The sequence below is a fragment of the Streptomyces sp. SYP-A7185 genome, from assembly GCF_046103685.1.
Classification (GTDB): domain Bacteria; phylum Actinomycetota; class Actinomycetes; order Streptomycetales; family Streptomycetaceae; genus Streptomyces.
Map to the genome: position 1 here is coordinate 2,218,041 of NZ_CP122310.1, position 18,882 is coordinate 2,236,922.

Genomic DNA, 18,882 nt, shown 5'->3' on the forward strand with positions numbered 1-18,882 from the left:
CCCGCGATGGGGTGTGCGGGGGTGGGTCAGATCGAGGGGGTCGGGGGCGGCGGGGTCGACGCCTTGAGCTTGAGCAGGCGCAGCTTGGGGGCGGCGCCCGAGTGGCCGCCGCGCCGGTGCAGCCTGCGGGCCGCGTAGTCGCCGGCGAACTGGATGACCGAGATGACCACGGCGAGGACGCCGACGGTGATCCACATCAGTTCGGTCTCGAAGCGCTGGTAGCCGTAGCGGATGGCGATGTCGCCGAGGCCGCCCGCGCCGACGGCGCCGGTGATGGCCGAGTAGCCGATGATCGTGACGATCGTCGTGGTGGTGCTGGAGATCAGCGAGGGCAGCGACTCCGGCACGAGGACCTTGCGCACGATGGTCCAGGTGTTGCCGCCCATCGACTGCACGGCCTCGACGAGGCCGCCGTCGACCTCGCGCACCGCGGTCTCCACGAGCCGCGCGAAGAACGGCGTGGCGCCGATCGCGAGCGGCACGATGGCGGCCTCGCGGCCGATGGTCGTGCCGGTGAGCCAGCGCGTGAAGCCCATCAGGGCGACCATGAGGATGATGAAGGGCATCGAGCGCGCGATGTTCACGATCTGCCCGATGAGCTTGTTCAGGACCGTGTTCTGCAACAGGCCGCCGCGGTCGGTCAGGACCAGCAGGATGCCGAGCGGCAGTCCGGCCACGACGGCTATCAGCGTCGACCAGCCGACCATGTAGAGGGTGTCCCAACAGGCCTGCTCCAGCAGGGGCTGCATCTCCGACCAGGTCACTTGGCACCTTCCTTGACCAGCAGCGTGGCGTCCTGCGGCGGGGCGGCGGGGTCTTCGCCCGCGATGTCGACCTGGAGCCCCTGCTCGCGCAGGAAGCCGATCGGGACGACGTTCTCCTCGAAGCGGCCCGGCAGCTCGATGCGCATGCGGCCGACCTGCTTGCCCGCGACGGTGTCCATCGCGGCGCCGAGGATCGAGATGTCGATGTTGTACGTGCGCGACAGCTGGGAGATGACCGGCTGGGTCGCGGCTTCGCCGTGGAAGGTCACGTCGACGACGGTGCGGTCGGCGCCCGTGGCGACGCCGCTGACCGGGAAGAGCGCGGCGGCCAGCTCGGAGCCGGGCGTCGCGAGCAGCTCGGTGACGGTGCCGGACTCGACGATCCGCCCGTTCTCCATGAGGGCGGCGGAGTCGCAGACGCTCTTGACGACGTCCATCTCGTGCGTGATCAGCAGGACGGTCAGGCCGAGCTGCCGGTTGAGGTCGCGCAGGAGCTTGAGAATGGAGCGGGTGGTCTCCGGGTCAAGGGCGCTGGTGGCCTCGTCCGAGAGCAGCACCTTCGGGTCGCCGGCCAGGGCGCGGGCGATGCCGACGCGCTGCTTCTGGCCGCCGGAGAGCTGCGCCGGGTAGGACTTGGCCTTGTCGGCGAGGCCGACCAGGTCGAGGAGTTCGAGGGCCTTGCGGGAGCGCTCGGCGCCGCTGAGTCCGAGGATCTCCAGGGGCAGCTCGACGTTGTCCTTGACGGTGCGCGAGGACAGCAGGTTGAAGTGCTGGAAGACCATGCCGATGCGGCTGCGCGCCCGGCGCAGGTCCTTGCTCGCGCGGCTGCCGCGGCCGGCGAGGGCGGTGAGGTCCTGGCCGGCGACGGACACGGTGCCGGCGGTGGGGCGCTCCAGGAGGTTCACGCAGCGGATCAGCGAGGACTTGCCGGCGCCGGACTGGCCGATGACGCCGTACACCTCGCCTTCGCGGACATGCAGATCGACGCCGTCGAGGGCAGTTACTTCACGACCGCGTGAGCGGTAGACCTTGGTCAGGCCGGAAGTGGTGATCACAGGGGTTTCCGTCACTGTCGAGTGCGCGGCGCGGTTCTCGCCGGCACGGGGCATTCGTGGGGAACGCGGCACGGTTTCTCGCGGTGGCGAAAAGAACCGGAGGACGTGTGCGCGGGGCAGGCTCGCTTCCTGCGTCAGGTACGTCGGGCGTACGTCGCACAGGGGCGCGGCACAGCGGCTTCGCTTCGGGGCGCGATGCTCAGGGGTGGTGCGGGGGCCCTCAGAAGGCGCACATTCGACACATACAACGAGCACCGGGCGTCGTGATCGCCTCGGTCGCAGGGGTGCGGCTGCTCGTCGTGGTCATGTGGACCAGTAAAACACGCGTGCGTCCGCGGCCCGCCACCGTTGTCCGGTATACGGACGGCCGGTGGACAGGTGCGGACGGGGCCGGGCGGGTGCTCAGGCCCCCGCGGTGATCTCCACGCCACCCTCGGTGGCCAGTGCGGACACGGCCGAGAGGTCCTTCACGACCACGTCGGCGACGAGCTCGTCCGCGGTGTGCGTTGTGGCCAACGCCACGGTGGTCATGCCGGCCGCGCGGCCCGCCGTGAGACCCGCGGGGGCGTCCTCGAAGACCACGCAGCGCGCCGGGTCGACGCCCAGCTTCGCGGCCGCGAGGAGGAACGGCTCGGGGTCGGGCTTCCCGCGCGTGATGTCGTCGGCGGCGATCAGCATCCCGGGGGCGATGCCGACCTCCGCGAGCCGGGCCTCGGCCAGGCGGCGCCCGGCGGAGGTGACCACGGCCCAGCGCTCGGGCGGCAGGGCCGAGAGCAGCTCCAGGGTGCCGGGCAGCAGCACGACGCCGCCCGCCACGTCGGAGACCTCGAGCTCCTCGATGCGGGCGACGGCCTCGGGCACCCGCTCGGCGGGCAGCATGTCGGCGATGATCTCGGCGGCGGGGCGGCCGTGCAGCTCGACCCGCTCGAACGCCTCGGCGGTGATGCCGTACTCCTGCGCCAAGCGCCTCCAGCAGCGGTACACCGACTCCATGGAGGAGATGAGGGTGCCGTCGTTGTCGAACAGGAGGGCTTCAGCGTGGATCTTCATGGTGTCCGAGCGTACGGGGCACCCCTGGGGTGCGCGCATCGGGTCATAGGGCCCGTAATAAAGTCACCGCATGCTTGTTGCCCTGACGATCGCGACCGCCGTGGCCGCGCTCGTACTCGCCGCGTGGTGCGGTTTCGCCGCCTACCGGGACCAGCCGACCAAGGACTGGCACTTCATCGGCATGGCCGTGGTGACCTTCCTCGCCACCGTCCAGCTGATCGTCGGCATCGTCCAGCTGGCGCGGGGACAGCAGCCGGAGCAGGGCACGACGATCTTCGTGGCGTATCTGATCGGCTCCTTCGCCTGCGTTCCGGCGGCGGGCTTCATGTCCCTCGCGGAGCGCACCCGTTGGGGCTCCGTCACGGTCGCCGCGGGAGGCGTGGTCCTGGCCGTGCTCCAGGTGCGGCTCTACGACATCTGGGGAGGCTGAGGTGACGGTGACCGGGCCCGGCAAGCAGGAACGCAGGCAGAGGCAGCGGCTCATCACCGGGCCGGGCATCCTCCTGGTGTGGCTGTACGGGGTGATGGTGGTCGGCGCCGTGTCGCGCTCCGCCGTGCAGATCTCGACGGACTTCCACAAGGCGCCGCTCGCGTACACGCTGTCCGCGCTCGCGGGCCTCGTCTACGGCTTCATCACGTACTCGCTCGTGCGCGGCGGCGAGAAGGCCCGCAGGGCGGCGCTGGTGTGCTGCGCCGCCGAGCTGGTGGGCGTCCTCGCGGTGGGGACCTGGACGCTCGTCGAGCCGTCCGCCTTCCCCGACGCGACGGTGTGGTCGGACTTCGGGATGGGCTATCTGTTCATCCCGGTGATCCTGCCGATCACCGGGATCTTCTGGCTGAACAAGGCCCGCGCGACCCCGTGAGGGGCGCGGTCCCGGCCTAGGCGCTGGGCACGAACGCGCGCGCGTCCACGTCCTTGGCCAGGGTGATCCGCGTGAGCCGTTCGTTCACGCGCTCGGTGTTCACGGGCGCGTACCCGTGCTTGCGGTAGAGCTGGAGGCTCTGCTCGCTGCGGTGGCCGCTGAAGAGCTGGAAGCACTTGGCGGTGCCGCCCGCCCCGAGGTGCCGCTCTATCGCGTCCAGGAGCCGGCCGCCCAGGCCGTGGCGCTGCATCCTGGGGTGGACGACGAGCTTGTCGATCCGCGCGGTGCCGTCGGGTCCGACCGTGCCGCGCACCGAGGCGACCACCTCGTCCCCGAGGCGGGCCACCAGGACGCCGCCGGCGTCCAGTTCGGCCTGGAGTGAGGCGAGGGACTGCGTGAGCGGCTCGATGGAGTAGTCGCCGTACAGCTCGGCCTCGCTCTGGTAGCACAGGTACTGCAGTTTGAGGATCTTCTCGGCGTCCTGTCCGCCCGCCTCCGAGATGGTCACGCTCATGCCCATGTGTGCATGCCTCCCGCTCACCTGCTCCGCCGGTTGTCTATCGCTCCCTTCCCCACGGTTCAGGAGCTGCAACCTCCGCCGCGAGCATTCTGCGCAGGCATCCCAGGCAACGGGAACGTTCGGGCCCCAGACTGCCCTGTGACATTCCCAACTCACCTGCGATCTCCCGGTAGGTGAGGTCCTTGGGGGACAGCAGCGCCGCCATGAGGTTGGGGCAGCGGCCGGGCAGTCTGCGCACCGCGGCGTGCAGGGTGCGGTCGCGGTCGGCCCGCAGGGCGCGCTGCTCGGGGCCGCGCTCGGCGTCGTCGGCGGGTTCGGTCGCGTAGGCCACTTCGCGCTCCGCCGTACGCCGGGTGCGGCGCGCCTCGGAGGCGACGGCCGCGCGCAGCCAGGTGGCCGGGTCGGCGGGTGGGTCGGCGGCTTCCATGCGTTCGAGCAGGCGGAGCCAGACGGCCTGTTCGAGGTCGCCGGGGTCGGCGCCGGAGCCGTGCGCCGCGGCGACGGCCTCGGCGGCGAGGAGGGGACGCAGCGTGGGGATGAGCTCGGTCGTCATGCAGGGCGGGACGCGGCCGCCCCGGCGGCGGGTTGCCGGGGCGGCCGTCTGTCACCCCAACCGGGGCCGGACGATCAGCTGTTGACGAAGTCCTCGCGGGCCAGGAGCGCGGTGTCGCAGTTGTCGGAGAAGATCCCGTCGATGCCCGTCTCGAAGTACGCCTTGAAGGCCCCGAAGGCGTCGCCGTAGGCGTTCGGGTCGGTGCCCTTGCGGAAGTTCGCGGGCAGGAAGGTGTTCTCGTTGCGCATCGTGTACGGGTGCAGGATCAGGCCCGCCGCGTGCGCGTCCTTCACGAGGGTGGTCGGGGTGCCGAGGCTGCCGTCCGCCTTCCTCGGGATGATCAGGTCGAGCGTGGGGCCGATGCCCTGCGCGAACGACGCCATCCACTCCAGGCCCTCGGGCTTGATGAGGTCGGCGACCGTGCGCGGGTCGCCCGCCTCGACGAAGTCCCAGGGGCGGGAGCTCGCGCCGGACAGGAGGACCACGAGCGGCGCGTCGACGAGCTTGTTCAGGCGCTGGATGCTGCTGGGCTCGAAGGACTGGAGGAAGTTCGGCGAGTTCTTCTTGTGGCGGCCGTACTTGCGCAGCAGCTTGGCCAGCGGCTCCTCCAGGCCGAGGCCCAGCTTGCGGAAGTAGGTGGGGTGCTTGGTCTCGATGTGCAGCCAGATCCGCTCGCCGCGCGCGCGGCCCTGCTTCTCCGCCCACCGGAAGACCTCTTCCAGGGTGGGCACGTCCCAGCGGCCGTCGTAGAGGGTGTTGCGCTGGCGGGTGCCGGGGATGCGCTCCTTGGCGCGCAGGGTCTTCAGCTCGGCGAGCGTGAAGTCCTCGGTGAACCAGCCGGTGAGCGAGGTGCCGTCCACGGACTTGGTGGTCCTGCGGGACGCGAACTCGGGGTGCGCCGAGACGTCCGTGGTCGCGGTGATGTCGTTCTCGTGACGGCATACGAGATGGCCGTCCTTGGTGGGCACGACGTCCTGCTCGATGACGTGCGCGCCCATGTCGAGGGCGAGCTGGTACGAACCGAGCGTGTGCTCGGGCCGGTAGCCGCTGGTCCCGCGGTGCGCGACGACCGTGGGCACCGGCAGGTCCTTGTACCCGCCGTGCCCGTGCTTCCCGTCGGCTCTCGCCACACCGGGCAGTCCTACGACGGCTGTGCCGGCCCCGAGGACCGCCGCTCCCAGTACCGCGCGCCGTCCCGGCCGCTGCTCCCCGGACTCCGGCCGACCCGACTTCTGCGTAGCCATTGAGCGCTCCTCCCGATGTACTGCCTTGCACCTGACAAAGCGGGACGATCGTAGGTGGCCGCACGTGACGGACGGGAGACCCTGGACCGAACGGAAGGGTGACGCCGGATGGCGACTGGTGTGCGGGACGGGGTCCGTTCGGTGGGTCTCCGTACGGCCGGGAACGGCCCGGAACTCCGTGGCAGCGCGTGACCGCGGTGCGTGACAAGGACCACTAGGACGCGCCACATGGGGCACACGGAGATAACGTCATCTCAGGGAGGGCGGTCCGAGGGCAACACCACGCATCCGCATGTCAACTCTGCGTATCGAGTGCGTGAACCCGATGTGCGGTGAGCGTGGGCCCGCGAGTATCGTCCTCACCTGCACATACTCGTCGTCGACCCGTTTGACACCGGAGGGCCCGTTGTCCCGTCTCGCGCTCATCAAGGCTGTGCTCGGACCGATCTTGCGTCTGATGTTCCGCCCTCGGGTGGAAGGCGCCGAGAACATTCCGGGCACCGGTCCGGTCATCATGGCCGGAAACCACCTCACGTTCATCGACTCGATGATCATGCCCTTGGTCTGCCCGCGCCCCGTGTACTTCATCGGCAAGGACGAGTACGTCACGGGCAAGGGACTCAAGGGCCGCCTGATGGCCTGGTTCTTCACCGGCTCCGGCATGATCCCCGTGGACCGCGACGGCGGCCACGGCGGTGTGGCCGCCCTGATGACCGGGCGGCGCGTCCTGGAGGAGGGCAAGCTCTTCGGGATCTACCCCGAGGGCACCCGCTCCCCCGACGGCCGGCTGTACCGCGGCCGTACGGGCATCGCCCGGCTGACCCTCATGACCGGCGCGCCCGTCGTCCCCTTCGCGATGATCGGCACGGACAAGCTCCAGCCGGGCGGCAAGGGTCTTCCGCGCCCGGGCCGCGTGACGGTGCGCTTCGGCGAGCCGATGGAGTTCTCGCGCTACGAGGGCATGGACCGCGACCGCTATGTGCTGCGGGCGGTGACGGACTCCGTGATGACGGAGGTCATGCAGCTCTCCGGTCAGGAGTACGTGGACATGTACGCGACCAAGGCGAAGGCCGCGTAGCCCGGGGCCCGGTCTTCGGCAGTGCGCCCGCCCGGCGCCGGGGTCTCCCCCTGCGCCGGGCGGGCGTTTCGCTTTTCCTGACAGGCTTTCCTGACTGGTTTTCCTGACAGGCCGTGCGTCGTCGGCTGCGGGCCGCCTGTGGCCGGTCGCGCAGTTCCCCGCGCCCCTACGGGGCGCCGTCCTCCAGCTTCGAGCCCTTCAGGAGGAACCACGCCGCCACCGCCGTGGCGATCAGGACCGCCGCGCCCACCCCGGAGGCCAGCCGCAGGCCGTCCACGAAGGCGTCCTGGGCCGAGGCCAGCAGCTCCGCCGACTGGTGGGCCGGGAGGCCGGCCGTGGACTCCACCGCGCCGCCCAGCGATTCGTGCGCGGCCGACGCCACCTCGGGCGGGGTGCCCGCCGGGGCGGTGAAGCCGCGGTAGACGCCGGTCACGATGGAGCCGAGCAGGGCGATGCCCAGGGCCGCGCCCAGTTCGTACGCCGTCTCGGAGACCGCGGACGCCGCGCCCGCCTGCTCCTTGGGCACGCTGGAGAGGATGACGTCGGCCGTCACCGTGAACGAGAAGCCCGCGCCGATGCCGACGACCAGGAGCGAGGCCCCGAGCAGCGGATAGCCCGTGCTCTGGCTGAGCGTGGTCAGCGCCGCGAGGGCCAGGCCCACCGCCGCGAGACCACCGGCGACCACCGCGCGCACGGAGAACCGCCGCGCGACCATGCCCGCGATCAGACCCGCCGCGACCGCGCCCACCGCGGCCGGCAGCTCGGCGAGGCCCGCCTCGAACGGCCTCCTGCCCTGGACCAGTTGCAGGAACTGGGAGAGGAAGAAGACCAGACCCGAGAGACCGAGCACCGTGAGGAGGTCGGCGAGGACCGCCCCGGAGAAGCCCCGGTTGCGGAACAGGCGCATGTCCAGGAGCGGCGCCGTCAGGGTGAGCTGGCGGCGGACGAACCAGGTGAGGGCCGCCACGCCGAGCACGGCCGCCACCGCGATGTCCCAGCGGATGCCGTGCGCCGCCGCCTCCTTGATGGCGTACACGATGGCGATCATGCCGATGAGCGAGAGGACGACGCTGATCAGGTCCCACGGGCCCGGCGCCGGGTTCTTCGACTCGGGCAGGAGCTTGATCCCGACCAGGACCAGGACGGCCATCACCGGCAGGTTGATCAGGAAGACCGAGCCCCACCAGAAGTGTTCGAGCAGGAAGCCGCCCACGACCGGCCCCACGGCGGCACCGGCCGACGCCATGGCGCCCCAGATGCCGACCGCGAGGCTGCGCTCGCGCGGGTCGTGGAAGATGTTCCGGATCAGGGCGAGCGTGGACGGCATCAGCGTCGCACCGGCGACACCGAGCAGCGCCCGGGCCAGCACGAGGAGTTCGGGCGTGGTCGCGTAGGCGTTGAGCACCGAGACGGCGCCGAAGGCCACCGCACCTATCAGCAGGAGCTTCTTGCGGCCGATGCGGTCGCCGAGGCTGCCCATGGAGACGAGCAGACCGGCGATGACGAACGAGTACACGTCGCCGATCCACAGCAGCTGGGTGCCGGTCGGTTCGAGGTCCTCGCTGATGTACGGGGTCGCGAGGCCGAGCACCGTCGCGTCCACGGCGACGAGCAGCACGGCGAGGACCAGCACGGCGAGCGCGAGCCAGCGGCCGGGGCTGCGCTCGACCTCCGCCGACGCGGTCCGCTGTTCGATGCTGGTCATGGTTCCACTCTCCGTCGTGCGCCGCCGATCAGCAGCTCGGCGATCATGTGTGTGAAGTCCTTGGCGGCCACGCGGCCGTCCAGTACGGCCCAGGCGCCGGCGCCGATGAGTCCGTACAGCGCCTCCGTCAGCCAGGCGGGGCTCAGGTCGATGCGGAACTCGCCGCTCTCCTGGCCGCGCCGGAAGAGCGCGCCGATGTTGTCGTCGAGGCGGGACCAGCCCTCGTGCTGTGCGTCGTCCTCGAAGAGCTGGTTCTCGGTGACGAGGAACGCGAGCAGGCCCGCGGCCGGCTGGATCTCCTTCACCAGGCGGCGCAGCGCCTCCTCGGCGCTGCCCTCGCCGAGCCCGGCCGCCTCCAGGGCGGCCTCGCACTCCTGTATGCCGAGCTCCTCCAGGGCGCGCACGAGGGCGTCGCGGCCGGCGAAGTGGCGGTGCAGGGTGGCCCGGCTGATCCCCGCGGCACGCGCCACCTCGTCCATCGTGGCCGAGCCTTTGCGGGTGAGGAGCGCCGCGGCGCTGCGCAGCACCTGATCGCGATCGACTGACATGAGACAACCATAATCCATGCGAGACATATTTGTCTCACGAGATACGTGCGCCTCTCACCGACGGTCACTCAAGGGGGTCGCTCGGCTCAGTGCCAGGGCAGCTGTCCGCGCCGCTCCCAGTAGGCGGCGGGCTCCTCCGCCAGGCCCGCGAGCCGCTCCAGCTGCTCCCCGTCCAGATCGACGGCCGCCGCGTGCAGGTTCGAGACGAGCTGGACCGAGGTGGCCGCGCCGGAGAGCACCACGCCCGCCCACGGCTGCCGCAGGACCAGGGCGAGGGCCACCGCGTCAGCGGCCGCTCCGGTCGCCCCGGCGATCTCGCGCAGGGCCTCGGGGGCCTGCGGGCCGGCGAGGCGGCCGTTGGCCATGGCCTCCTTGACCAGCACGGTCAGGCCCGCGTCGTGCGCCTCGGCGAGCGCGGGGCCCGCCGAGGTCTCCAGGGCGTTGTACGTCGCCTGGACCGTACGGAAGAGGGGTGCGCCGTCCACGGTCACGTCGAGCGCGGCCCGGATCGCGGCGGCCTGCGCGGGGCCGCTGACGGACAGCCCGACCGTCACGCCCGACGCCGCGAGCTCGGCCAGCCGCGCGTGCAGTTCCTTGTCGTGCAGGGCGGGGCTCTCGGGCGTCACGGAGTGGATCTGGTAGAGGTCGAGCCGCTCGCCGAGCAGTCGGGCACTCTCCTCGCGCTGCCGGACGTACGCGGCGAGGCTGTGGTCCTTGACCTCGTGCGGGGGCGCGGCGTCGGCCTGCCAGGCGGCGGTGTACGTGTAGCCCCACTTGCTGCCGATCACGACGTCCCGGACGTCGGGCCTGGCGTGCAGCCAGTCGGCGAGGAACTCCTCGGAGCGGCCGTACGAACGCGCCGCGTCGATGTACCGCACGCCCAGCGCGTAGGCCGCGTCGAGGAGTTCGAAGGTGCGCTCGCGCAGGGCCTCGACGCTGCGGGAAGGCGGCAGGTCGGTGGCGCGGCCGAGCGTGATGTAGCCGGGCCTGCCGACGGCGGCCAGGCCGAAGCCGATGTGGGCGGTGGGGGTGGTCGCTGCGGCCAGGCGAGAAAAGGGCATCGCGGGCTCCGTCCGGTCGGCTCCTTGCGGAAGGCGACCAACGTAACCCGCGATGCCCACGTCAACGCGACACGCGCGGTCCCGGCGTCACTTACGCGCCGCGGCCCACTCCTGCTGGACCGTCAGGTCGGCCTTGACCTCGGCGAGCTGGACGGCGACGGCCGAGGGGGCGGTGCCGCCGCGGCCGTTGCGGGACGCGAGGGCGCCGGGGACGTTCAGGACGGTCCGGACCTCGGGGGTGAGGTGCTCGGAGATCTTGGCGAACTGCTCGTCCGTGAGCTGGTCGAGCTCGATGCCCTGCGCCTCGCACTCCTTGACGCACTCACCCGCGACCTCATGCGCCACGCGGAACGGCACGCCCTGCCTGACCAGCCACTCGGCGATGTCCGTGGCGAGCGAGAAGCCGGCCGGGGCCAGCTCCTCCATCCGCTCGCGGTGCACGGTGAGCGTCGCCATCATGCCGGTGAAGGCGGGGAGCAGGACCTCCAGCTGGTCGCAGGAGTCGAAGACCGGCTCCTTGTCCTCCTGGAGGTCGCGGTTGTACGCGAGCGGGAGCGCCTTGAGCGTCGCCAGCAGGCCCGTGAGATTGCCGATGAGCCGACCGGACTTGCCGCGCGCCAGCTCGGCGATGTCCGGGTTCTTCTTCTGCGGCATGATCGACGAGCCGGTCGAGAAGGCGTCGTGGAGCGTGACGAAGGAGAACTCCTTCGTGTTCCACAGGATGATCTCCTCGGCGATCCGGGAGAGGTTCACGCCGATCATCGCGGTGATGAAGGCGAACTCCGCCGCGAAGTCCCGTGACGCCGTGCCGTCGATGGAGTTGCCCGCGGAGCCGTGCTCGAAGCCGAGGTCGGCGGCGACGGCCTCGGGGTCAAGCCCCAGGCTGCTGCCGGCCAGGGCCCCGGAGCCGTACGGCGAGACGGCCGTCCGCGCGTCCCACTGCCGCAGGCGCTCCGCGTCCCGGGAGAGGGACTGGACGTGCGCGAGGACGTGGTGCGCGAAGAGCACCGGCTGGGCGTGCTGGAGGTGGGTGCGGCCCGGCATGGCGACGTCCGGGTGCGCCTCGGCGAGGCCGACGAGTGCGCCCTGGAGGTCGGCGATCAGGCCGCCGATGACGCGGGCGTGGTCCCGCAGGTACATCCGGAAGAGCGTGGCCACCTGGTCGTTGCGCGACCGGCCGGCGCGGAGCTTGCCGCCGAGGTCCGGGCCGAGGCGCTCCAGCAGGCCCCGCTCCAGGGCGGTGTGGACGTCCTCGTCGGCGATGGTGCCCACGAACGAGCCGTCGGCGACGTCGGCCTCCAGCTGATCCAGCCCGGCCAGCATGCGGGTCAGCTCGTCCTCGGTGAGCAGTCCGGCCTTGTGGAGCACACGGGCGTGGGCGCGCGAACCGGCGATGTCGTACGGCGCGAGGCGCCAGTCGAAGTGGACCGATGCCGACAGCTTGGCGAGGGCCTCCGCCGGGCCGTCCGCGAACCGGCCGCCCCAGAGCCGGACGTCACCACCGTTGTTGCTGCTCACTTCACGTGCTCCTTAACCCTGCACCGTGCATTCGCCGTCATGCATGAGTATGCAGTGTTCCGTATGTTTCGTCAATCCAGTCCTGGCGCGGGACGGCACGTGAAGGCGCGTGACGCCCATGAAGTCGTGGGACAGGCGAAGGACGTCTGACGAATAATCCATCGGCATGGGAAAGACCTACGAACGCATCGACGGCAGACTCCGCACGTTCATAGAGGCTCAGCCTCTCTTCTTCACCGCCACCGCGCCGCTCGCCGGTGACGGCACGATCAATCTCTCCCCCAAGGGCATCTCGGGTTCCTTCGCCGTCATCGACGAACACACCGTCGCCTATCTCGACTTCGCGGGGAGCAACGCCGAGACGGTCGCGCACCTGCGCGAGAACGGCCGCATCACCCTGATGTGGACCGCCTTCCAGGGCCCGCCGAACATCGTCCGGGTGCACGGGCGCGGGGAACCCGTCTTCCGCGACGACCCGCGCTGGGCGGAACTGCTCGGCCACTTCCCCGCCGTCGACCCGACCCCGCACGGCCTGCGCGCGATCATCGTCGTGACGGCCGAACTCGTCCGCGACACCTGCGGATACGCGGTTCCCTTCATGTCGTACGACGAGGACCGCGACCTGCACGCCAAGCGCTTCGCCCGCGAGGACGACGCCTCGCTGAGCGAGTACTTCACCAAGAAGGAGTACATCGCACAGAGCATCGACGGCCTGCCCGGGCTGCCGCTACCCTTGCCCCCCACTACGGTCTGAGCCATGCACCCCCGTGCCGCCGTCCTCGCGTCCGCAGCCGCCCTGCTGCTCGCCGCCACCGGAACCCTCGCCGCCGCACCCGGCGCGAGGCCGCCGCTGCCGGACCGCATGGCCGACACGGGCGGCGGCACCCAGCTCATCACCGCGCGGGCCGCGCGCACCGGCTCCACCACCGGCACGCTCACCTGGTGGGACCGGCGCGGCGGGCGATGGGTGGAGTCCGGGTCCGCGGCGGCACGGTTCGGCGCGAAAGGCCTGACGGAGGGCGGCTCCCGCAAGCAGGGCACGAACACGACCCCCACCGGGCTCTTCCGCCTGCCGTACGCCTTCGGCATCGAGGCCGCGCCGCCGGGCACGGAGTATCCCTACCGCCGGGTCACGGAGGACTCCTGGTGGTGCCAGGACAACGACTCGCGCTCCTACAACCGCTGGACCCGGCCCCGCCCCGCGGACTGCCGCGCCACCGAGTCCGAGCACCTCATCACGTACGACCCCCAGTACGCGCACGCCCTGGTGATCGGCTTCAACTACGACCACCCGGTGCGGGGGCGCGGCGCCGGGATCTTCCTGCACGTGAACGGCCGGGGCGCGACGGCGGGTTGCGTCTCCGTCCCGGCCGGGGCCATGCGCCGGATCCTGCGCTGGGCCGACCCGGACCGCAGGCCGCACCTGGCGATCGGGACGGAGTCGGGGGCCACCGCCCTCACGCGCTACTGAACGGAGCCCCGCGCGCCCCCGCCAGCTCCGTGTAGCGACCACATATCGAGACGCGGTTGCGTCGGATCTCCCCGGCGGCGTTGCATCGCCGGGTGCAAACCGAACAGACGATCCCCCATTCCACGGAGAGCGGCGACAAGGCGGCCCGCCGCGCCGTCACGGTCTTCCCCGTCCTCGTGCTCGCCGCCGGCGCGCTCGGCCTGCTGGCGCCGGACGCCTTCAAGGGCTGGGGCACGAACGTCCCGTACCTCCTGGGGCTCGTGATGTTCTGCATGGGGCTCACCATGACCCCGCTCGACTTCCAGGGGGTCGTCAAGCGGCCCTGGGCCGTCGCGCTGGGCCTGGTCGCGCACTACGTGATCATGCCGGGGCTCGGCTGGCTCATCGCCCACGCGCTCGGGCTCTCGCCGCAGCTGGCGGCCGGCGTGATCCTCGTCGGCTGCGCGCCCAGCGGGACCGCGTCGAACGTCGTGACCTATCTGGCGCGCGGCGACGTGGCGCTCTCCGTGTCCGTCGCCACCGTCTCGACCGTGCTCGCACCGCTCGTCACGCCCCCGCTGACGCTGCTCCTCGCGGGCGAGTACCTGCCGGTGGACGCGGGGTCGATGGTCACGGACATCCTCAAGACCGTGCTTCTTCCCGTCCTCGCCGGTCTGGTCGTACGGCTGCTCTTCGGCCGCCACATCGGGCGGGTGCTCAGCGCCCTGCCGTGGCTGTCCGCGCTGACCATCGCCGTCATCGTGGCCGTCGTGGTCGCGGGCAGCGCCGCCGCCATCAAGTCGGCCGCCCTGCTGGTGTTCCTCGCCGTCGTCCTGCACAACGGCCTCGGCCTCGCGCTCGGCTACGGCGCGGGCAAGCTGGCCCGTCTCGGCCCGCCGGCCTCGCGTGCCATGGCCTTCGAGGTGGGCATGCAGAACTCGGGGCTCGCCGCCTCGCTCGCCACCGCGCACTTCAGCCCGCTGGCCGCACTGCCCGCCGCCGTGTTCTCCGTGTGGCACAACGTCTCCGGGGCCCTGGTCGCCGCCTGGATGTCCCACCGGGCGCGGCGCGCGGAGGCACGGGCCGGGCAACAGGCCTGAACGGGGCCCGCACAGGCCCACGAGCGCCCCGCAAACGTTCCCCCAGCAAATAATCCGCCGGAAACCGTAGACGGGACGGATCTGCTCCGCTTACCTTCTAGACATGCCTGGACAGGTTCATAAGCATCATCGTGTCGCGCACGTGCTCGCCGACGAGATCCGCGCCGGGGTCCACGCCGACGGCAGCCGCCTCCCCGGCGAGCACGCCCTGCGGGAGCGCTTCGGCGTCAGCCGCACCACCGTGCGGCAGGCGCTGAGCGCGCTCGGCGAGCAGGGGCTCATCGAGACGCACGCCGGGATCGGTTCGATCGTCACGTTCGACGGGACCCCGCTCGACCAGCAGCTCGGCTGGACCCGGGCGCTCGCCGACCAGGGCACCGAGCTCTCCACGGACACCCTGCGGTTCGAGCGGACCACCGACCCGGAGCTCGCCGCCGAACTCGGCCTGGCGGAGCCGCACTTCATCGCCCTCGACCGCGTCCGGCGGCTGCCCGACGGGGCCGGCGTCTCCCTGGAGCGCAGCCGCGTCCCCGCCGTGCCCGCCCTCGCCGACCTGCCCGAGCGCGGCCTCGAAGGCGGCTCGCTCAACCGGACCCTGCTGGCCGCGGGCCGCGTCGCCGCGTCCAGCGACGCCCACATCGCGGTCCTTGGACTCGACGACCGGGACGCGGCCGTCCTGCACCGCTCCCCCGGTGAACCGTTCATCCGGCTGGCCCAGGTCTTCCGTGACGCCGAAGGACAGGTCGTGGAGCAGGTCACGAGCCTGCTCGACCCGTCCCGGTTCCAACTGCACGTACGCACCGGCCGAGGAGGCCACGCATGACCACCGCACCGCCCGACCTTCTCGACCGCGGACTCGGCGCCTTCTACGGACTCGCGCTCGGCGACGCCCTGGGCATGCCGACCCAGATCATGTCCCGCGACGACGTCGTACGCGTCTACGGCACCGTCACCGGCTTCGAGGCCTCCCGGTCCGACAACCCCGTGAGCGCGGGCATGCCCGCCGGTGCCGTCACCGACGACACCGATCAGGCGGTCATCGTGGCCCGGCTGCTCGTCGAGGGCGGCGGGCACGTCGACCCGACGCGGTTCGCCGACGCGCTCCTGTCCTGGGAGCGGGAGATGAAGGCCAAGGGCTCCTTCGACCTGCTCGGGCCGTCCACCAAGGCCGCCCTGGACGCCGTCGCGGGCGGCGCCGACCCCAAGGAGGCGGGCAGGTACGGCACCACGAACGGCGCCGCGATGCGCGTGACCCCGGTCGGGATCGCCTTCGCCGCCGATCCGCTGCCGGACTTCCTGGACCGGGTCGTGGAGTCCTGCCAGGTCACCCACGACACGAACGTCGGCATCGCGGGCGCGGCGGCCGTCGCCGCCGCGGTGAGCACCGGCGTCGCGGGCGGCACCCTCGACGAGGCCTTCCGGGCCGCGATCAGCGCCGCCGAGGCCGGCGCCCGGCGCGGACACTGGATCGCCGGCGCCGACATCTCCGCCCGTATCGCCTGGGCCCGCGAGCTGGTGGCCGGCCTGGACGAGGCCGCAGCCCTGGACCGCATCGTCGCCCTCATCGGCACCAGCGTCGCCAGCCAGGAGTCGGTCCCCGCCGCCTTCGCGGTGCTCGCCCTGACCGGCGGCGACCCCTGGCGCAGCACGCTCCTGGCCGCGAACCTCGGCGGCGACAGCGACACCATCGGCGCGATCGCGGGCGCGGTCGCCGGATCGGTGCGCGGCCTCTCGGGGCTGCCCGCCGACGCCGTGCGCACCCTGCGCTCGGTCAACGGCCTCGAACTGGAGCCGCTGACGACCCAGTTGCTCACCCACCGCTGAGCCCGCCGCTTCCCCCCGGTAATACGGCCGCAGGCCCGCAACCCCGTACGACAGCCCCCCGTCCCCGCCCCACGTACCGCGCAAGGAGGTTCCGTCATGACCGCTTCGACGAAGAACGTGTCGGTCGGCACCGTAGAGACCCGAGGGATCGAGCCGGTCCCCGACAGCGAGCGTCATGGCCACGCGGGCCAGATGTTCTGGACCTGGTTCGCCGCCAACATCTCGATCCTCGGGCTGCCGCTCGGCGCGACGCTCGTCGCCTTCCGGGGACTGAACATCTGGCAGGCCGCGCTGGTCGCGATCGTCGGTTCGTTCGGATCGTTCGCGCTGGTGGGGGCGTTGAGCCTGGCGGGCAAGAAGGGCGGGGCGCCCGCCCTGACGCTCACCCGCGCGGTGTTCGGGCAGCGCGGCAACGCGGGTCCGACCCTGGTCTCCTGGCTGAGCCGGGTCGGCTGGGAGACGATCACGACGACCACGGCGGCGTACGCGCTGCTCGCCCTGCTCGGGGTGGCCTTCGGCGTCGAAAAGAACTCCTTCCTGACCGTGCTCTGCCTGCTGGTCTTCATCGCCTGCACCCTGCTGATCAGCGGCCTCGGCCACGCCACCATCATGTGGATCAACAAATGGGCGACGGTCCTCTTCGGCGTCCTGAACCTGATCGTGATGGGCTTCCTGGTCGCCACCGTCGACTGGTCCAAGGTGCTCGAAGCCCCCGCGGGACCGAGCAGCGGCGTCATCGCGGGCATCGGCTTCATCGCCGCGGGCACCGGCATCGGCTGGGCCAATGCCGGTGCGGACTACGCCCGTTACCTCCCCCGCACGATCCCGGGCCGCCGCCTGGTCACCGCCTCCGCGTTCGGCGCGGGCATCCCGCTCGTGCTGCTCATCTCGCTGGGCTCGCTGCTCACCGCGGGCGACCCGTCGCTCGCCACGTCCGCCGACCCGGTCTCGGCGATCAACGCGATGCTGCCGTCCTGGATGGCGATCCCCTATCTGATCGCGGCCTTCGGCGGCCTGCTGATGTCGAACCACCTGTCGACGTACTCCGCGGGCCTCACCATGATCACCCTGGGTCTGCGGGTGCCGCGGGCCTGGGCCGTGGTCATCGACATCGTGCTGATGTTCCTCGGCGGCATCTACTTCATGCTGATCGCCGACGACTTCTACGGCCCGTTCTCCACGTTCCTGACCCTGCTCGCCGTGCCGATCTCCGCCTGGATCGGGGTCATCGCGGTCGACATGCTGCGCGGCCGCGACTACGACCCGCAGGGCCTGATGGACACCTCGCGGGCCAGTCGCTACTGGTACACCGGCGGCTTCCGGCTCTCCGCGGTGCTCGCCTGGGTGGCGGCGATCGTGTCGGGGCTCCTGTTCACCACCGCCGGCACGGGCGCGGACGACGTGTGGTTCTCCGGGCCGCTCGCCGACACCTGGCCGGGCGCCAACGGCCTGGGCTGGGCGGTCTCGATGGCAGTGGGCGCGGTGGCGTACGCCGCCTTCGGCTCACGTGACGTCACGTCGCCTTCCGCACCCGCCCCGGCACTTGAGGAGACCGCCCGATGAGCACCACCGCACCTGCTCCCCGCCTGGTCCTGGCCGGGAACGTCATCGCCGACCTCGTGATCGAGGTCCCCGCGCTGCCCGAACGGGGCGGCGACGTGATCGGCTCCCGTACACAGCTGTACGCGGGCGGCGGCTTCAACGCCCTGACGGCGGCCCGGCGGCTCGGAGCCGACGCGGTGTACGCGGGGCTCCACGGGACGGGCCCGTACGGGGATCTCGTGCGCCGCGCCCTCGCCGACGAGGACGTCGCCACCTTGCATCCGGCGCGTACGGACGGGGACACGGGGTTCTGCGTGGCGCTGGTCGACGCCGGGGGCGAGCGGACGTTCGTGACCAGCTTCGGCGTGGACGCGCGGATGACGGCGGCGGAGACGGCCGCGGTCGCGGACGCGCTGCGGCCGGGCGACACGGTCCAGCTCTCCGGGTACGGCCTCGTGATGGAGGTCAACGGCCCGCTGCTCTCCGCGTTCGCGGCGGGGCTGCCGGCCGACGTCCGGGTCTGCTTCGATCCGGCGCCACTGGTCGCCGACATCCCCCCTGCCGTGCTGGAACCCGTCCTCGCCCGGACCGACTGGCTGAGCTGCAACGCCCGCGAGGCCCGTCTGATGAGCGGTCACCACGACCCGCGGGAGGCCGCGCCCGCCCTGCGCGCGCGGCTCGCGCCGGGGGCCGGGGTGCTGGTGCGGGCGGACAAGGACGGCTGCTGGCTGGCCGCGCCGGGCGCGGACGAGGTGGTTCATGTGCCGGGCTTCGCCGTGGACGCGGTGGACAGCAACGGCGCCGGGGACGCCCATGTCGGGGCGTTCATCGCCCTGTTGGGGCGAGGGCTCGATCCGCTCACCGCCGCGCGGGGCGCCAACGCGGCGGCGGCGTACGCGGTGACCCGCCGGGGGCCGGCGACTGCTCCGACGGTGGCCGAGCTGGTGGCGTTCCTCGGGGATGACCCGCTGGGCGGGGTGCTGGGGTAAGGCCCGAACCCCGGCCGG

Annotated in this window: 20 protein-coding genes; 10 read left to right on the top strand and 10 right to left on the bottom strand. The window is 71.8% G+C overall.

Annotated elements, in window-relative coordinates; genetic code table 11:
• Positions 1-26: 26 nt before the first annotated feature.
• From QBL25_RS09625 to QBL25_RS09635, 3 genes are all read right to left on the bottom strand, one after another.
• Positions 27-764, bottom strand: coding sequence for a methionine ABC transporter permease (locus QBL25_RS09625; RefSeq protein ID WP_409056593.1), 738 nt, complete (start codon positions 762-764; stop codon positions 27-29).
• A complete protein-coding gene (locus tag QBL25_RS09630; protein WP_409056594.1) occupies positions 761-1,819 on the bottom strand; it encodes a methionine ABC transporter ATP-binding protein in 1,059 nt (352 codons plus the stop codon). Before QBL25_RS09630 ends, QBL25_RS09625 begins: the two co-directional genes overlap by 4 nt.
• Positions 1,820-2,221: 402 nt before the next feature.
• The gene (locus QBL25_RS09635; RefSeq protein WP_409056595.1) at positions 2,222-2,869 is read right to left on the bottom strand and encodes an HAD family hydrolase; all 648 of its coding nucleotides are present in this window, start codon (positions 2,867-2,869) and stop codon (positions 2,222-2,224) included.
• Between the two features lie 70 nt (positions 2,870-2,939).
• On the opposite strand from QBL25_RS09635, the gene QBL25_RS09640 reads away from it, so the two are divergent.
• Positions 2,940-3,299: a hypothetical protein gene (locus QBL25_RS09640; protein WP_409056596.1), complete on the top strand. Its 360-nt coding sequence runs from the start codon at positions 2,940-2,942 to the stop codon at positions 3,297-3,299.
• 1 nt (position 3,300) lies between these two features.
• A complete protein-coding gene (locus QBL25_RS09645; protein WP_409056597.1) occupies positions 3,301-3,732 on the top strand; it encodes a hypothetical protein in 432 nt (143 codons plus the stop codon).
• A 16-nt stretch (positions 3,733-3,748) separates the two neighbouring features.
• Here QBL25_RS09645 and QBL25_RS09650 read toward each other — a convergent pair whose 3' ends face one another.
• The 3 genes from QBL25_RS09650 to QBL25_RS09660 form a co-directional block, all read right to left on the bottom strand.
• On the bottom strand, positions 3,749-4,252 hold the full coding sequence (locus tag QBL25_RS09650) for a GNAT family N-acetyltransferase (protein WP_409056598.1): 504 nt from the start codon (positions 4,250-4,252) through the stop codon (positions 3,749-3,751).
• 37 nt (positions 4,253-4,289) lie between these two features.
• Positions 4,290-4,805, bottom strand: coding sequence for a sigma-70 family RNA polymerase sigma factor (locus QBL25_RS09655; protein ID WP_409056599.1), 516 nt, complete (start codon positions 4,803-4,805; stop codon positions 4,290-4,292).
• A 74-nt stretch (positions 4,806-4,879) separates the two neighbouring features.
• Positions 4,880-6,049: a glycerophosphodiester phosphodiesterase gene (locus tag QBL25_RS09660; protein ID WP_409056600.1), complete on the bottom strand. Its 1,170-nt coding sequence runs from the start codon at positions 6,047-6,049 to the stop codon at positions 4,880-4,882.
• Positions 6,050-6,374: 325 nt separating this feature from the next.
• Here QBL25_RS09660 and QBL25_RS09665 point away from each other — a divergent pair, with 325 nt between their 5' ends.
• Complete coding sequence (locus QBL25_RS09665) at positions 6,375-7,127, top strand: lysophospholipid acyltransferase family protein (protein ID WP_409062596.1); 753 nt, start codon at positions 6,375-6,377, stop codon at positions 7,125-7,127.
• Between the two features lie 166 nt (positions 7,128-7,293).
• Here QBL25_RS09665 and QBL25_RS09670 read toward each other — a convergent pair whose 3' ends face one another.
• The 4 genes from QBL25_RS09670 to argH form a co-directional block, all read right to left on the bottom strand.
• Positions 7,294-8,832: an MFS transporter gene (locus QBL25_RS09670; RefSeq protein WP_409056601.1), complete on the bottom strand. Its 1,539-nt coding sequence runs from the start codon at positions 8,830-8,832 to the stop codon at positions 7,294-7,296.
• Complete coding sequence (locus tag QBL25_RS09675) at positions 8,829-9,380, bottom strand: TetR/AcrR family transcriptional regulator (RefSeq protein ID WP_409056602.1); 552 nt, start codon at positions 9,378-9,380, stop codon at positions 8,829-8,831. Before QBL25_RS09675 ends, QBL25_RS09670 begins: the two co-directional genes overlap by 4 nt.
• Before the next feature lie 86 nt (positions 9,381-9,466).
• Entirely contained in the window at positions 9,467-10,441 is a 975-nt protein-coding gene (locus tag QBL25_RS09680) for an aldo/keto reductase (RefSeq protein WP_409056603.1), read from the bottom strand.
• An 87-nt stretch (positions 10,442-10,528) separates the two neighbouring features.
• Positions 10,529-11,959 (bottom strand): argininosuccinate lyase, encoded by a 1,431-nt coding sequence (gene argH / locus QBL25_RS09685; RefSeq protein ID WP_409056604.1) that lies wholly within the window; start codon positions 11,957-11,959, stop codon positions 10,529-10,531.
• Positions 11,960-12,125: 166 nt separating this feature from the next.
• Here argH and QBL25_RS09690 point away from each other — a divergent pair, with 166 nt between their 5' ends.
• From QBL25_RS09690 to QBL25_RS09720, 7 genes are all read left to right on the top strand, one after another.
• On the top strand, positions 12,126-12,713 hold the full coding sequence (locus QBL25_RS09690) for a pyridoxamine 5'-phosphate oxidase family protein (protein ID WP_409056605.1): 588 nt from the start codon (positions 12,126-12,128) through the stop codon (positions 12,711-12,713).
• Between the two features lie 3 nt (positions 12,714-12,716).
• Positions 12,717-13,430 carry a L,D-transpeptidase gene (locus QBL25_RS09695; protein ID WP_409056606.1) on the top strand — a complete coding sequence of 238 codons (714 nt, stop codon included), beginning with the start codon at positions 12,717-12,719 and terminating at the stop codon, positions 13,428-13,430.
• Positions 13,431-13,522: 92 nt separating this feature from the next.
• Entirely contained in the window at positions 13,523-14,509 is a 987-nt protein-coding gene (locus QBL25_RS09700) for a bile acid:sodium symporter family protein (protein ID WP_409056607.1), read from the top strand.
• Positions 14,510-14,612: 103 nt separating this feature from the next.
• A complete protein-coding gene (locus QBL25_RS09705) occupies positions 14,613-15,332 on the top strand; it encodes a GntR family transcriptional regulator (RefSeq protein ID WP_409056608.1) in 720 nt (239 codons plus the stop codon).
• Positions 15,329-16,333, top strand: a complete 1,005-nt coding sequence (locus QBL25_RS09710) for an ADP-ribosylglycohydrolase family protein (protein ID WP_409056609.1) — start codon at positions 15,329-15,331, stop codon at positions 16,331-16,333. Before QBL25_RS09705 ends, QBL25_RS09710 begins: the two co-directional genes overlap by 4 nt.
• A gap of 96 nt (positions 16,334-16,429) precedes the next feature.
• Complete coding sequence (locus QBL25_RS09715; protein WP_409056610.1) at positions 16,430-17,896, top strand: purine-cytosine permease family protein; 1,467 nt, start codon at positions 16,430-16,432, stop codon at positions 17,894-17,896.
• On the top strand, positions 17,893-18,864 hold the full coding sequence (locus tag QBL25_RS09720; protein ID WP_409056611.1) for a PfkB family carbohydrate kinase: 972 nt from the start codon (positions 17,893-17,895) through the stop codon (positions 18,862-18,864). The genes QBL25_RS09715 and QBL25_RS09720 overlap by 4 nt, the downstream gene beginning before the upstream one ends.
• The last annotated feature ends 18 nt before the right edge of the window (positions 18,865-18,882 follow it).